At 66.1% G+C, this 14,753-nt stretch carries 15 protein-coding genes; 3 read left to right on the plus strand and 12 right to left on the minus strand.

Going from position 1 to position 14,753, the window contains the following annotated elements:
* Positions 1-49: 49 nt before the first annotated feature.
* The 3 genes from AB6730_RS01225 to AB6730_RS01235 all read right to left on the minus strand — a co-directional run bounded on the left by AB6730_RS01225 (position 50) and on the right by AB6730_RS01235 (position 3,247).
* Positions 50-1,141: a RimK family alpha-L-glutamate ligase gene (locus AB6730_RS01225; protein ID WP_371021845.1), complete on the minus strand. Its 1,092-nt coding sequence runs from the start codon at positions 1,139-1,141 to the stop codon at positions 50-52.
* A 58-nt stretch (positions 1,142-1,199) separates the two neighbouring features.
* On the minus strand, positions 1,200-1,373 hold the full coding sequence (locus tag AB6730_RS01230; protein WP_371021846.1) for a hypothetical protein: 174 nt from the start codon (positions 1,371-1,373) through the stop codon (positions 1,200-1,202).
* Between the two features lie 326 nt (positions 1,374-1,699).
* On the minus strand, positions 1,700-3,247 hold the full coding sequence (locus AB6730_RS01235; protein ID WP_371021847.1) for an MDR family MFS transporter: 1,548 nt from the start codon (positions 3,245-3,247) through the stop codon (positions 1,700-1,702).
* Positions 3,248-3,333: 86 nt separating this feature from the next.
* Between AB6730_RS01235 and AB6730_RS01240 the strand changes: the two genes are divergently transcribed.
* Both AB6730_RS01240 and gph read left to right on the plus strand, forming a co-directional pair.
* Positions 3,334-4,023 carry a TetR/AcrR family transcriptional regulator gene (locus tag AB6730_RS01240; RefSeq protein ID WP_371021848.1) on the plus strand — a complete coding sequence of 230 codons (690 nt, stop codon included), beginning with the start codon at positions 3,334-3,336 and terminating at the stop codon, positions 4,021-4,023.
* Between the two features lie 29 nt (positions 4,024-4,052).
* The gene (gph, locus tag AB6730_RS01245) at positions 4,053-4,721 is read left to right on the plus strand and encodes a phosphoglycolate phosphatase (protein ID WP_371021849.1); all 669 of its coding nucleotides are present in this window, start codon (positions 4,053-4,055) and stop codon (positions 4,719-4,721) included.
* An 11-nt stretch (positions 4,722-4,732) separates the two neighbouring features.
* On the opposite strand, the gene AB6730_RS01250 is transcribed toward gph, so the two are convergent.
* From AB6730_RS01250 to zwf, 6 genes are all read right to left on the minus strand, one after another.
* On the minus strand, positions 4,733-6,106 hold the full coding sequence (locus tag AB6730_RS01250) for a serine hydrolase domain-containing protein (protein ID WP_371021850.1): 1,374 nt from the start codon (positions 6,104-6,106) through the stop codon (positions 4,733-4,735).
* Between the two features lie 135 nt (positions 6,107-6,241).
* Positions 6,242-7,003 (minus strand): LytR/AlgR family response regulator transcription factor, encoded by a 762-nt coding sequence (locus tag AB6730_RS01255; protein WP_371021851.1) that lies wholly within the window; start codon positions 7,001-7,003, stop codon positions 6,242-6,244.
* The gene (locus AB6730_RS01260; RefSeq protein WP_371021852.1) at positions 7,000-8,079 is read right to left on the minus strand and encodes a sensor histidine kinase; all 1,080 of its coding nucleotides are present in this window, start codon (positions 8,077-8,079) and stop codon (positions 7,000-7,002) included. Before AB6730_RS01260 ends, AB6730_RS01255 begins: the two co-directional genes overlap by 4 nt.
* Before the next feature lie 67 nt (positions 8,080-8,146).
* Positions 8,147-8,647 carry a peptide-methionine (S)-S-oxide reductase MsrA gene (msrA, locus tag AB6730_RS01265; protein ID WP_371021853.1) on the minus strand — a complete coding sequence of 167 codons (501 nt, stop codon included), beginning with the start codon at positions 8,645-8,647 and terminating at the stop codon, positions 8,147-8,149.
* Positions 8,644-9,108, minus strand: coding sequence for a peptide-methionine (R)-S-oxide reductase MsrB (gene msrB, locus AB6730_RS01270; protein ID WP_371021854.1), 465 nt, complete (start codon positions 9,106-9,108; stop codon positions 8,644-8,646). The genes msrA and msrB overlap by 4 nt, the downstream gene beginning before the upstream one ends.
* Before the next feature lie 121 nt (positions 9,109-9,229).
* Positions 9,230-10,717: a glucose-6-phosphate dehydrogenase gene (zwf, locus tag AB6730_RS01275; protein ID WP_371021855.1), complete on the minus strand. Its 1,488-nt coding sequence runs from the start codon at positions 10,715-10,717 to the stop codon at positions 9,230-9,232.
* 247 nt (positions 10,718-10,964) lie between these two features.
* Between zwf and AB6730_RS01280 the strand changes: the two genes are divergently transcribed.
* Positions 10,965-11,711 carry a glucose 1-dehydrogenase gene (locus tag AB6730_RS01280; RefSeq protein WP_371021856.1) on the plus strand — a complete coding sequence of 249 codons (747 nt, stop codon included), beginning with the start codon at positions 10,965-10,967 and terminating at the stop codon, positions 11,709-11,711.
* A gap of 10 nt (positions 11,712-11,721) precedes the next feature.
* Here AB6730_RS01280 and yjjX read toward each other — a convergent pair whose 3' ends face one another.
* The 3 genes from yjjX to AB6730_RS01295 form a co-directional block, all read right to left on the minus strand.
* On the minus strand, positions 11,722-12,282 hold the full coding sequence (yjjX, locus tag AB6730_RS01285) for an inosine/xanthosine triphosphatase (protein ID WP_371021857.1): 561 nt from the start codon (positions 12,280-12,282) through the stop codon (positions 11,722-11,724).
* A 14-nt stretch (positions 12,283-12,296) separates the two neighbouring features.
* Complete coding sequence (gene pgm, locus AB6730_RS01290; protein ID WP_371021858.1) at positions 12,297-13,943, minus strand: phosphoglucomutase (alpha-D-glucose-1,6-bisphosphate-dependent); 1,647 nt, start codon at positions 13,941-13,943, stop codon at positions 12,297-12,299.
* A gap of 102 nt (positions 13,944-14,045) precedes the next feature.
* The gene (locus tag AB6730_RS01295) at positions 14,046-14,684 is read right to left on the minus strand and encodes a response regulator (protein ID WP_371021859.1); all 639 of its coding nucleotides are present in this window, start codon (positions 14,682-14,684) and stop codon (positions 14,046-14,048) included.
* Positions 14,685-14,753 lie beyond the last annotated feature (69 nt).

The raw sequence follows: 14,753 nt of genomic DNA on the forward strand, positions 1-14,753 counted from the left end.
ACGCGCTTTCGTTGTATGACTGTTGTTGTCTTGCGCTTATCGCGCCAGCCTATTCGAGCGTGAACAAGTGACGCTCGGGCGGGCGCGTTTCCACGCGGTCACGCAAGGCCGCATAGGCGTCCGACTGCCAGAACGCCTTCATCGATACCGGCTTCAACTCCCCGATGGGGGCATCGGAACGGCCGGAGAGGAGCAAGGCCGTCATGCTTCCCAGCACCGGATGTTCCGGCACCATGTCCTCGACGAAAAGGAACTGGCCAGCCTGATTCACCTCGAGGAAATGGAAATCGCCCTGGCGGTCGACAGCCAGGTCGATGCATCCAAAAACGAGGCCGAGTTCGCGCATCAAGACGCGCAGCTTTTCCTTGACGGAGGAAGGCAAGAAGATCGCTTCGGCACGGAACGCCGGGTCTTTACTCTGCCCGCGCCAATCGACATATGCCCCGCCCGCTCCCTTGCCCAGGCTCACAGCGAACAGGTGATCGCCTATGACGGTCACGCGCACGTCGTGGCACTTCTCGATGTAGCGCTGGTAGATGCCTGGACAGACCGCGATGGCCTCCGCCGGCAATTCGCTGTCCCCATCGAGCAAGCTGACACCCACGGCATGCATCCTGCCACTGATCCGTTCCTCCCACTGATGCACGAGGAAGCTCTTGAACACCACCCTGCCCCATCGCCGGATGAAGGCGGCGACTTCGGTGGCATCGGTGGTCACCAGTGTTTCCGGAAACGGAATACCCAGGCGCCGGCAGGTGTCGAGTTGCACGAGCTTCAACTCCGCCCGCTGCGACGCCGCCAGCCCGTTCACCCACAAGGCATCGCCGTAGGCGCTTTCGAGACTGAAGACATTGCGCTGGAACAGTTTCCACTCCCACGTCGCGAAGTTCCTGTCTTCGTCGGCGCAATCGGGAACGGGGTCCTGCATTCGCCTGTTCCACACGGCACTGATGCCGTCGCCCGCGAGTAGCGAATCGCTGAACGACGTACCCTCGCCTCCCGTTCGCACGCTGTAGTGGACGCCCCTCTGCGCGCGTAACGACGGCGTCCAAAAAGGCTCGACCCCTTGCTGGCGGATCGCCCACGCCAGTGCGCATGCATGCGGGTCGCTCGAAGGAGCGAGGATCAGGGGACGACGCATGGAACCTCCCATGAAGATGCGCCCCGCGGGTGCGGGGCGCGGGATCGGACGATGCGTATCAGCCGCCGATGATGCCGATTTCCGGTTCGGGACGGTCCGGATCGGTATAGATGGTCAGGAACAAACCACCCTTGTCGTCTTCGGGAACCGCGGCCACCTCGAAGGCGCTGAGGCGGGCGAAGGCACGGGTCTTCGAGGATGCATCGTGGAACTGCGAAGCGTTGTTCGTCATAGCGGGGAACTCCTTGGTGGATCGCACGGTGTTTGATCGTAAGGAATAACGCTGTAGCCCAGGCGCCGTGGCGACGGGCCGATCGATACTACGTCGCCCGATGGCCATGAACAGCACCTCACCGCCAACTCTGCCGGAAATGCACACGCCACTTCTGAGGCCGCTCGAGATAAAAGCCGCTCGGTGGCAACTGCTCTGGTGGGAGCCGACTTGTCGGCGATCCCGCGGCAGCGGGCCGGGTTACGGCAAGCACCCATCGCCGCTGAAGCGGCTTCCCACCAAGCCGGTTCCGTGACAGTTCCTACAGGCTTTCGGTGCACGCGCTTTCAGTGCGCGCGGCGGAGGGGCACGTCGCGCAACCACCACGCGAGGACGAACGCCACCGCCATGACCACCGCCGCCACGTGATACACCGTGTGCAGCGAGGCGCCGAAGGCTTGGAGGTAACGGTCGTGGATCGCCGGCGGCAGCGCGCGTACCGCATCGGGCCCCAAGGAATGCGGCGTGCGAGGACCCTCGGGCATCACGTCGTTCAATCGCGACTGCAAGCCATTGCTGAAGATGGCGCCGAACGCCGACACGCCGATGGAACCGCCGATCGAACGGAACAGCGTGACACCCGACGTCGCCACGCCGAGGTACTTCATCTCCACGCTGTTCTGCGTGGCCAGGATCAACACCTGCAAGACCATGCCCAGGCCCAGGCCGAGAAAGCCCGCATAGAGGTAGATCAGGTACAGCGGGTCGCTGTCGCGCACGGTGCCGAGCAGGACCAGGGCGATACCCGCGATCAACGTGCCGAGGATGGGAAACACACGGTACCGGCCGAACCGGCTGATGAGGCGGCCGCACACGATCGAACTGACCAGCACGCCACCCATCAGCGGCAACAGCTGCAGTCCGGCGCCTGTCGGCGACACGCCCTTGACCACTTGCAGATACAACGGCAGATAGGTCGTGGAACCGAACAAGGCCGTGCCCACGAAGAACCCGATGAGGCAACTCAGCAGGAAGGTGCGATGCCGGAACAGATGCAGCGGAATGATCGGCTCCTCCGCCACGCTTTCCTCGTAGATGAAGCCGACCACGCCGACCACCGCGAACGCGAGGATGAACCACAACTGCGCCGAGTCCCACGGCAACGTGGTGCCGCCCTCGGTGGTGAACAGGATGAGGCAACTCAACGCGAGCGCCAGCCAGCCCGCGCCCCAATAGTCGATGGTGTGACGGACATGGCGCACGTGCGGATGGAACACCGCGGCGATCACGGCGATGCATAGCACGCCCAGCGGCAGGTTCACGTAGAAAATCCAGCGCCAGGAGAGGTGGTCGACCATGAAGCCGCCGAGCAAGGGACCGATCACCGTGGCCAGTCCGTAAACGCCGCCGAACAATCCCTGGTATTTGCCGCGTTCGGCCGGAGGAATCACGTCGCCGATCGACGCCATCGTCACCACCAGCAAGCCACCGCCGCCCAGCCCCTGCAAGGCGCGCATCAGGATCAGCTGGGTCATGTCCTGCGCGAGGCCGCACAGGACGGAGCCGACGAGGAAGATCACGATGGCCGTCTGCAGCACGATCTTGCGGCCGAACAGATCGCCGAACTTGCCGTACAGCGGCACGACCACCGTCGACGTCAACAGATACGAGGTCACCACCCACGACAGCTGGCTCAAGCCTCCCATCTCGCCCACGATGGTCGGCAAGGCGGTGGAGACGATGGTCTGGTCGAGGGCGGCAAGCAACATCACCAGCATCAGGGCGGTGAACAGCAGGCGCAGCGACGGCGGTGGCGCTGACGTGACGGGGGCAGGATCGGGCGTGGCGATGCTGGCTGGCGTCGCCACGGCATCCTCGGCTGTTTCGGTCGTCACGGCGCGGTGCCTGCAATTAATTAAGTGGTGATTTAATATATGCCCGCCACCGCATGCGGTCAAATGTCCGGCCGTTCATGGTATCCATGCGGGTCATCGATTCCGGAGACACCGTGGTCACTTCCTCTCCCCGCAAGGCCCGCCGTCCGGGCCGCCCGCCCACCCAGCCCGACGGGCCGGACCAGCGCGAACGACTGGTCGGCATCGCGCTGGAGCTGTATGCGCGACAGGGCTACACCGCGACCACGCTGGCCGCGATCGCCCGCGCCGCCGGCATGACCCCCGCCGCGGTGCACTACTACTTCAAGACACGCGAGCAACTGTTCGACACCATCTTCGACGTACACATCGCGCCGATGCGCGCGCGGATCGACGACATCTTCCAGACGCACGCGAACGATCCGGCGGCGGCATTCGCCCGCCTCGCGGAACGTTTCGTCGAGCTCGCCGCCGAGCATCCCTGGATGGGGCCGGTGTTCTTCGGCGAGCTGCTGAACGACCACGACCTGTTCAAGCAGCACCTGCGCAAGCGCGTCAAGGCGAGTCGCCAGGTCGCCATGGTCACGGCCATTCGCCGGTGGCAGGACGAGGGCCGGCTGAACAAGGCGCTGGACCCCGCCCTGCTGATGACCTCGATCCTGAGCCTGACCGTCTTGCCGATGACCGCGCTGCGCAAATGGAAGGACGATCCCCTGCGCAAGCACATCGGGCCGGAAGATATCACGCGGCATGCGCTGGCCCTGCTCAGCCACGGCCTGGCGCCGCCGAAGGCGTAGAATCGGTGTCTTTCGCGCGGAGCGGTACCTTGTCCTTCCCCTATTCCCTCGTCATCTTCGATCTCGACGGTACGCTGGTCGACAGCGCGGCCGACATCGCCGAATCGGTGAACCGCACGTTGCTCGACTGGAAGCTACCCACCTACGACACGAACCAGGTCACCGGCTGGATCGGCGAGGGCTCGCGCAAGCTCATCACCTACGCCTTCCGCCATGCCGGAAGCGACGCGGACATCGACGAGGTCATGCCGGGCTTCCTCGCGCACTACGCGGAAACCGCGCTCGATGGCATCGCTTACGATGGCGTGGTCGAGACGTTGAAGTCGCTTCACGCGCAGGGCGTGAAGCTGGCCGTATGCACGAACAAGAACGAGGAATTCGTGCGTCCCTTGCTCGAAGTGCGCGGCATGCTGCCTTACATCGACGGCATCGTCGGTGGAAACACCTTGCCCGAGCGCAAGCCCAGCGGCGTGCCCTTGCGCCATCTCGCCGACGAGGCACGCGTGCCGATCGAACGAAGCCTCATGGTCGGCGATTCCGAAAGCGACGTGCTCGCCGCGCGCGACGCGGGCATGGACTTCGTCCTGGTGAGCTACGGCTATCGCAAGTCGCTCGACCTGCACGGCGCCGGCGCGGTGGCCGTGATCGACCGCATGCCGGACCTGCTGTCGCTCGCCTCGTCCGAGGCCGTGGGCTAACCCGGGACACCTCACCGCGTGGCCGCGATGGCCGCCTCGATCAGGCCCACGTCGTCGACGATGCCGTAGTCGGGCGGCGCGGAGTAACCGAAGCGCACCACCACCAGATGCTCGGACGGCACGACGTAGATGCGCTGGCCCATGGTGCCGCTGGCGAAGAAGCCGTCCTTCGGAAAGCCGCCCGCGACCCGCCGGCGGGCCAGGTCGCTCGGCCCGTCGTTGGTCCAGAAGCCGGCGCCGTAAGGAGCTCCCAGCGTGGAGGTTCGCGACCAGCCCACCCAGCCTTCGGGAAGCAGCCGCGTCCCGTCCGGCGCGATGCCGTCGCGCAGGTAGAGCATGCCGAAGCGCGCATAGTCGCGGGCGCTGGCGTACACATAGGTGGAACCGACGAACGTGCCCTGCCCGTCGAATTCCATCGTGACCTCGCCCATGCCCAGCGGGTCGAACAACTCGCGCCGGGCGAACGCGCGAAGCCCCGCAGGACCTCCGCCCACCTTTTCGCCGAGCAGGCGGTCGAGCAGTACCGTGTTTCCCGAGGTGTATTCGAAGGACGAGCCCGGGGGTTCCTTCGCCGGCTGCGCGGCGGCGAATCCCGCCATGTCGGCATGCAGGAATTCCATCCTGGCCACGGGACTGAAGGCCGATTCGGCTTCCTCGATGGCGAGTCCGCTGCGCATGCGCATGAGATCTTCGACCGTGATCGCGGCGCGCGTGTCGCCCGGCGCCTTCCACTCGGGCGCGCCGACGGGCTGGTCCGCGCGAAGACCACCCTTCCGCGCGACGATGCCGAGGAAGGCATTGGTGAACGACTTGGCGACGGAGAAGCTGATCAAGGGCGTGTGCACGCCGAACCCAGGCGCATAGCGTTCGGCGATCACGCGGCCATCCTTCACCACCACGACCGCCTTCACGCGCTTGGGTGGCTTGCCCGGCGCGTCGTCGAAGACGCGATCGATCGCGGCGGCGATCGCGGGTGGCGCGGCGACGACGGCATCGGCGGGCGCGAACCCATCGGCAGCCGCCATGGCATGGCTCGTCGCGTCGGCGGGCAGTGGGCGATTGCCCGGCAAGACGAGGCGGCAACCGTATCCGGGGATGAACTCGGCGCGGGCCAGCGACCGGAACGGTCCGGAAACCTCCACGCCAGCCGGACTTCGCGTTACACGGGGCGTGAGCAGGCGCGCGGCCGTATCGCCGATCATCGGCGTCACCAGTTCGTCGTACGTCTGCCTCGGGTCCTGGTTCCCCACGAAACTCATCGAGCAGACATGGTGGGCCGCGACACCGGCGGCGACACGCAGCGCCACGTCGGGACGGAACACGGCCCATCCCACGGCGCCGAGCGCGATGACGACTCCGGTTGCAATAAGGGCTTTCTTCGCCATGGTTGATCTCCGACAGGTGGACGGAGTGTGGAACGGCGTACGCCGCCCACGGGTGCCACCAGGGACGAAGTCAGGAGTGCCGGGGACGAATCCTGACCAGGAAGGCCGCGGCGGCCGGGACAAGAGCCTCCGCGGTCAGGCGCCGAGCGACAGGCCTTCGGGCAGGTTGGCGAGGTAGCGGCGCGTCCAGGTGACGCGCGCGCCGTCGGCCATCAGGAGCCGCCGTTCGCCGTCGGGCCAGGGTTGTACCTCGCGCACCGCGTCGAGACGGACGATCGCCGATCGGTTCACGCGCACGAAATGACGGGGATTCAGGCGGCCCTGCATCGCGTCCAGCGTCCCCCGCAGCCGATGGGCCGTGCCGTCCACATACACATCCAGGTAATTGCGATCGGATTCGATGCGGTCGATACGCTCGACGCGCACCAGTTCGGCGGCGTCGCCGCTGGGCAGCAGCAGGCGATCCAGATAGCGCTGAGGCGGCGGTGCGTCCCCCAGCAGGCCGTCCACGCGTCCTGCGATACCCAGCGCGGGGGCCACCTTGTCGCGCAGGCGCGCTATCGCGCGGGCGAAGCGCTCCGGCCCCACCGGTTTCAGCAGGTAGTCGAAGGCATGCACCTCGAAGGCGCGCACCGCCTGGTCGTCGTGCGCGGTGACGAAGACGATTTCCGCCGGCAAGGGATCGCCCAGGGCCTGCAAGACGGCGAAGCCATCGAGGCCGGGCATGCTGATGTCCAGGAAGACCACGTCGGGACGGTCGCGCTGGATCAACCGTACCGCTTCCCGGCCATCGGAAGCTTCGCCGATCCATTGCACGCCTTCGCTTTCGGCGAGATAGCGGCGCAGCTTGGCCCGCGCGGGGGCCTCATCGTCGACCACGACCGCGCGCAGGCTCACGCGGCCTCCCAGCGCCGGGCGGGCAGCCAGACGCTGACGATGCTGCCGCCACCGACCACTGGCTCGAGCCGCACCCCCGCCTCTTCGCCATAGAGGTGGCGAAGCCGTGCGCCGACGTTGCCCAGGCCGATGCCGTGCCCCGGCCGGGCGATGGCACCGCCGCCGTCGTCGCGCACGCGAACGGTCAGCCGGCCGGCCTCGCGCGAGGCGTCCACGCGCACGCGCCTTCCATCGCCGGAGCCACCGTGCTCGATGGCGTTCTCCACCAGCGGCTGGAGCAGCAGGAAGGGAATCCGCAGGTCGTCGAGCGAGGGATTCGCCTCGACCTGCACGTCCAGCTCGTCACCGAAGCGAACGCGCTGGATGTCCGTGTAGAGCGAGACCAGTCGCCATTCTTCGGCGAGGCTGTGCTCGTGGCTGGACGCGGACAACGTGTTGCGCAGCAGTTCGCCGATACGTGAAAGCATTTCGTCGGCCACGCGCGGCCGTTCGTACATCAACTCCGACACGGCGTTGAGCGTGTTGAAAAGGAAGTGCGGATTGAGCTGCAGGCGCAAGGCATCCAGCCTCGCCTCGGATAACGCGGACTCCAGTTGCGCGGCGCGCAATTCCCGTGCCTGTCCCTCCCTGTAACGGTCGAACAGCCACACCCCGGCCACGATCACCACGTAGAAGAACAGCTGCGTCGGCATCTCCATCAGATAACGCCAACGCGTCGGAAGGTAGGCGAACTCGGGCATGCCGGCCGCGCGGAAGACGATCTGGCGAAAGACGATCATCACGCTGGTCTGGGCGACCGACAACGCGAGGAACAAGCCCGCGTGCGCGAGCCAGGTACGCGGCATGCGCCGCAGCATCAGGAACAGTGCCGGCAGGAAGACGCCGAAACTCAGCGACCCGGTGAGTTCGTCGATCAGCTTGGGCGCGAAGAGCGACGGATGGCTATTGGCGACGTCGACGAGATACCGGTTGGTGGCGCGCAATACGCCGATGGCGACGAGCAACGCGAACCAGGGCCACACGCCGTGGCCACGTCGCCAGGACGGTCGAGATCCCGCACCGATCGCATTCTCCATGCCTTGCCCGCCCCCTGCGTTGCCAGCACCCCGCGGCTCTTATACCAGAGCCGGGGGTGCTGCCGGGTCAAGTGGCGCGGCGGGGCAGCACCCAGTCCGGCCGGATGAAGTGGCAGGTGTACCCGTTGGGGTACTTCTCCAGGTAATCCTGGTGCTCGGGCTCGGCTTCCCAGAACGGTCCGGCCGGCGCGACCTCGGTCACCACCTTGCCCGGCCACAGGCCGGAGGCGTTCACGTCGGCGATGGTGTCCTCGGCCACGGCCTTCTGTTCGTCGTCGAGGTAGAAGATCGCCGAGCGATAGCTTTCGCCACGGTCGTTGCCCTGCCGGTTGAGCGTGGTCGGATCGTGGATCTGGAAAAAGAACTCCAGCACCTTGCGGTAGCTGAGCTTGTCCGGATCGAACTCGATCTCGATCGCCTCGGCGTGGCTGCCGTGGTTGCGATAGGTCGCGTTGGGCACGTCGCCGCCGGTGTAGCCGACGCGGGTGGCGATCACGCCCGGCTGCTTGCGGATCAGGTCCTGCATGCCCCAGAAGCAACCGCCGGCGAGGATGGCGCGCGAGCTCATGCGACACCTCCCTTCGCGTCGCCGGCGAACAGGCTCGCATACTGCCCGTAGCCTTCCTTCTCCAGGTCGGCCAGGGGAATGAAGCGCAGCGAGGCGGAGTTGATGCAGTAACGCAGGCCGCCACGGTCACGCGGGCCATCGGGGAAGACATGGCCGAGATGGCTGTCGGCGTGGGTCGAGCGGACCTCGGTCCGGACCATGCCGTGGCTGGCGTCCTTCTTCTCGACGACATGCTCGTTTTCGAGCGGCTGGGTGAAGCTCGGCCAACCGCAGCCGCTGTCGAACTTGTCGAGCGACGAGAACAGCGGCTCGCCCGAGACGATGTCGACGTAGATGCCCGGCGCGTGGCTGTCGTGGAACTCGTTGTGGAACGGCCGCTCGGTGCCGCTCTGCTGGGTGACCCGGAACTGCTCGGGGGTCAACTTGGCCAGCGCTTCGGGGGTCTTGCGATACTCGGACATGGAGGCCTCCAGGGGAAGGAAGGTTGCCTGGGAATGGGGCTCGGGGGACCCTCTCCCGGCACTCTCCACATAATGCGGCCGCCCGTCTTGGATGCAATGGGACAGGCGGCCGGGAGGCGCTTCAGGCGGCGATGTCCTCGACCCACTGATGACCCGCCTGGCGCAGCAGTTCGCGGGCCGAATCGGGGCCCCAGGTGCCGGCTTCGTAGGTGTCGGGGCCGTTCTCGTCCTCGCGCCAGCCTTCCAGGATCGGCGTCACCCACTGCCAGGCCGCCTCGGTCTCGTCTTTGCGGACGAACAGCGCGGGGCTGCCCTTCACGGCATCCAGCATCAGCCCCTCGTAGGAGTCGCGGTAGCGGATGCGGCCCGGCTCGCCGAGCCGGGACAACGCGTCGACCTCGTCCAGGCCGAAGCTGTTGCCGGGGTGCTTGACGAACAGCGGCAACGTGACGCTTTCGTTCGGCTGCACGCGGATGACGAGTCGGCTGCCCGGCCGCGCCTCGCCGAACAGGCCCGGCTCGCCCGCGCGGAACTGCACGACCACTTCGGTAAGCTTCTCGGGCATGCGCTTGCCCGAACGCAGGTAGAAGGGGACGCCGCGCCAACGCGCGTTGTCGATTTCCGCCTTCAAGGCGACGAAGGTCTCGGTGTTGCTCGGCGTTTCGCCCGGCAACTCTTCACGGTACGCCGGCACCGGCTTGCCGCCGGCGGTGCCCTGCACGTACTGGCCGCGCGCGACGTTCGCGCGCAGGTTGTCGCGATCGAGTGGCTTCAGCGATTTCAGTACGCGCACCTTCTCGTCACGCAAGGCATCGGCGTCGAGCGACCCGGGGCGCTCCATGGCGACCACCGTGAGTACCTGCAACAAGTGGTTCTGGATCATGTCGCGCAACGCGCCGGAACCGTCGTAGTAGCCGCCCCGGCCTTCGAGGCCGACGGTCTCGGCGGCGGTGATCTGCACGTACTCGATGGAATCGCGATCCCACATGCGCTCCAGCATCGGGTTGGCGAAGCGCAACGCGATGATGTTCTGCACGGCTTCCTTGCCGAGGTAATGATCGATGCGGAAGATGCTTCCCTCGGGGAAGTAGCGGCCGACGCTTTCGTTGACCTTGCGTGCGGTTTCCAGGTCGGTGCCGATCGGCTTCTCCAGCACGATGCGCGACGATTCGCTACGCAGGCCCTGCTCCGCCACGTTGCGGGCGATGTCGCCGTACAGGTCCGGCGCCGTCGCCAGGTAGAAGACGCGCACCCGGTCGGCGGCGGCGTTCGATTCCAGCAGGGACTTCAGGCCTTCCCAGTTGCCCGTGGATTCGGCGCCATTGAGGCTCACATAGTGAACCATGCGCAGGAACCGGTTCACCGTCGCCTCGATGAGCTCGTCGGCGCGCACGTGTTCGCGCAGCGCCTGGCGCGCCCGCTCGCGATAGCTTTCGTCGTCCAGCGGCGAGCGTGCGGTGCCCACGATGCGTGAATCGGCGGGAACCTGCCCTTCGGCGAAACGCCGGTACAGCGCAGGCAACAACTTGCGCATCGTGAGGTCGCCGGTGGCGCCGAAGATGACGTAATCGAAAGAATCGACGGGTTCGAGCGCGGTGGAAGAGTTCATGAAGGATTTCCGATAGAGCGATTGGGTGGGGCGGCGTGCTGCCGTCACCTCGACCGGAACATGAATAAGGCGCCGTTGGCGCCTTTCAAGTGCGTCTTCCCCAATCACCATTGCTTCAGCGGCATAAGTGTTATGCGCCGGAAGGTATGACAGCTCGCACGGCCTCGTCCCCATGGATCGGTGCAGGGCCCCGCATCGGGGCCGACCGCCCGTCGGGCGGACTCTCACTTAGTCATGGAACATCAACATGAGCAAGCTCAAAGACAAGGTCGCACTGGTCACCGGCGCATCCAAGGGCATCGGCGCGGGCATCGCCAAGGCACTGGCGGCCGAAGGCGCATCGGTCGTCGTGAACTACGCCTCCAGCAAGGCGGGCGCGGACAAGGTCGTGGCCGAGATCGAGGCGGCCGGTGGCAAGGCCGTGGCCGTGGGTGGCGACGTGTCCAAGCAAGCGGAAGCGGAAAACCTCGTCGCCAAGGCCATCGAGCACTTTGGCCGTCTGGACGTCGTGGTGAACAACTCGGGCGTGTACGAGTTCGCCTCGATCGAAGTGACGACCGAGGAACTGTACCGCCGCACCTTCGACATCAACGTGCTCGGCACGCTCCTGGTCACGCAGGCCGCCGTGAAGCACCTGGGCGCGGGCGCGAGCATCATCAACATCGGTTCCACCGTCACCCGCATCACGCCGCCCGAGAGTGCCGTCTACACCGGCACCAAGGGCGCGGTGGACGCGATCACCGGGGTGCTCTCCCGCGAGCTCGGCCCGCGCGGTATCCGCGTGAACGCCGTCAACCCGGGCATGGTGATCACCGAGGGCGTGAAGACGGCAGGCTTCGAAGGTTCCGACCTGGAAGCCTTCGCCGTCAGCCAGACGCCGTTGGGACGTGTCGGCCAGGTGGACGACATCGCCCCGATCGTCGCCTTCCTGGCCTCGGACGATGCGCGCTGGCTCACTGGCGAATTGATCATCGCCTCGGGCGGCATGCGCTGAACCGCGGGAGCTAGATAGCCGGCCGGAGCCCATAGAGCTCCGGATGGAGGAACGGCGCCATCGCCAGCACCATCGCCTGTGTATACGCGCTCTCGCGTGTCGCATGGCCATTGGTGACCAGGCCGATGGCGCCGCCCTGCTGCTTGATGTTCACCGTGTTGAACAGGCGATCCATCACGTCGCCGAGTTCCTCGCCCTCGAGCAAGGCTTCGTAGACCGCTGGCGGCAGGGGCAACCATGCGCTGCATCCCACCGACACATCGACGCCGTTCGCGATGGCGACATAGCCGAAGGTACCCGGGCCATCCTCGGTGACGTCGACGCCGCCTTCCAGCGCGACGTAGAAATCCGCCTCGCCGTTCTGCCGGCAGAAGTTCATGCGATTGAGCGCGCCCTCGCGGGTTTCCGCGGCGGACATCGGCTGGTCGTGCACGCCCGACGGCGCATGCATGCCCTCGCACTCGACCAGGCGGCCGGGAAACAGGGGCGCCAGTGCATTACGCACGGCGCCGATCTTGACCGGATTACGCGAGCCGACCAGGACCTTGATCGGCGTGTTTTCGTTGGACATCGGGAACCTCGGTATCAGCCGGAGAGCGCGCTATCGACCATCGCCTGTGCCTCGGCGAGGACGGTCTGCAGATGCTCCTTGCCGCGGAAGCTCTCGCCATAGACCTTGTAGATGTCCTCGGTACCGGACGGTCGCGCGGCGAACCAAGCGTTCGCCGAGATCACCTTGATGCCACCGATGCCCTGCCCGCCCGCCTTGTTGATCACCTCGACGATCGGATCGCCCGCGAGTGTCCTGGAAGTCACCTGCTCCGGCGCGAGCTTGGACAACTTCGCCTTCTGCGCATGGTTGGCGGGTGCGTCGATGCGCGCATTGGCGGGTTCGCCCAGCTGCTTGGTGATGTCCGAATACAACTCGCCCGGGTCCTTGCCGAGGCGGGCCGTCATCTCGCCGGCGAGCAAGGCGGCCACGATGCCATCCTTGTCGGTGGACCATGCCGAGGCGTCCTTGGCCAGGAACGACGCACCGGCGCTTTCCTCGCAGCCGAAGCCGAGGCTGCCGTCGTACAGGCCCGCGACGAAATACTTGAAACCCACCGGCACCTCGCGCAACGGCCGGCCCAGGTGCCCGGCGATGCGGTCGAGCAGCGCGGTGCTCACCGCGGTCTTGCCGACGGCCGCGTCGGCACGCCAGCCGGGGCGATTCTGGAACAGGTACCAGGCCGCCGCCGCGAGATAATGATTGGCCTGCATCAGGCCCGAACTCGGTGCGACGACACCGTGCCGGTCGTGATCCGTGTCACAGGCGAAGGCCACGTCGAACTTGTCCTTCAGGCCGATCAGCCGCTGCATCGCATACGAGGACGATGGGTCCATGCGCACGCGGCCGTCCCAGTCGAGCGACATGAACGAGAACGTCGGATCGACCGTCTCGCTCACCACCGTGAGGTTCAGGCCATAACGCTCGCCGATCGCGCTCCAGTAATGGACGCCCGCGCCACCGAGCGGATCGACGCCCATGCGCACGCCCTTCGCGCGGATGATCTCCAGGTCGAGCACGTCGTCCAGGTCGCCGACGTAGCGCTGCAGGAAATCGAATTCGTGCGTGGTTCCGGCCTTGCGGGCCTGCGTGAAGGGAATGCGTTTCACCTCACGCAGGCCACCTTCGATCAGGGCGTTGGCACGCGCCGCGATCCACGACGTGGCGTCGGTATCCGCGGGACCGCCATGTGGAGGGTTGTACTTGATACCGCCGCTCTCGGGCGGATTGTGCGACGGGGTGATGACGATGCCGTCGGCGCGGCCGGTGTCGCGGCCGCGGTTGTGGACCAGGATGGCGTGCGACACGGCGGGTGTCGGCGTGAACTCGCCGCCGGCGGATACCTGTGTTTCCACGCCGTTACCGGCCAGCACCTCCAGGGTGCTTTCGAACGCCGGACCGGATAGCGCATGGGTGTCGATGCCGATGAACACCGGTCCATCGACACCATCCTTCGCGCGATATTCACAAATGGCCTGGACCACGGCCAGCACGTGCCATTCGTTGAACGAACGGTCGAACGACGAACCCCGATGACCGGACGTACCGAAGACCACCCTCTGTTCGGGCACGGACGGATCGGGCTTGAGGTCGTGGTAGGCGGCGAGCAAGGCCGCCACGTCGACAGGCTGGCTCTCCGTCGCGGGCTTTCCCGCAAGTGGGCTGATCTTGGCACTCACCATGGCTCTCCTGGAATCCGGTCCCCAAGCATACGACGTGTTTTGAGAAATCTTCCATGTCCGTCGCGTCCGGCGATGGTTATCGTGGTGCCTGGCGATGGCGCGTCACAAGCGCAACCGCTCGATGTACTCGAAAATTTCGGCATCCGTGTCCAGCCGCAACTTTCGCATCGCGTTCGATTTCTGCTGGCTGACGGTCGACAAGCCACGTCCCGTCGCCTTGGCGATATCGGTGACGCTGTTGCCGGCGGCGAACAACCGCAGGATCTTCAGCTCGCGCGGTGAGAGGTCGGCCAGGGTCCCGGACTTGCCCAGCGGCTCGCCGTGTGGCGTAGCGACCAGATCGCGCACCGAACCACCGAGGTAGACATGATTCGACAGGATTTCCATCAACGCCTCGGGGATTTCCCGGGTGTCGCCGGACTTGCCGATGAGGCCGAGCACGCCTGTCCCGATGATCTCGCGATACAACGCCGGATTGGCCAGCGTCGTGATCACCATCACGGGAAGCGTGGGATGCCGTCGGCGTATCTCGTGCAACATCACGAGACCATCGCGTCCCGGCGCGGGCATGCTGAAGTCGGTGATCAGCGCGTCGCAGGGCGTCACCGCGAGCAGGCCGAGGAGTTCGTCCGGCGACTGCGCCTCGCCTACCACCGTCGCGAGGCCGTCTTTGGCCAGGGCGAGGCTGAGGCCCTTCAACACGACGGGGTGATCGTCCGCCAGAATGACGCGGTAGACCATGAGTGATCCATCCTTCCTTGCTTGTCCAACCACCCACGTGCCGGTCTGGAGCATCGTGGGCGGGCCGCA

Origin of the sequence: Luteibacter sp. RCC_6_2, assembly GCF_041360655.1 — a bacterium.
In the GTDB taxonomy this organism is placed as follows: Bacteria; Pseudomonadota; Gammaproteobacteria; order Xanthomonadales; family Rhodanobacteraceae; genus Luteibacter.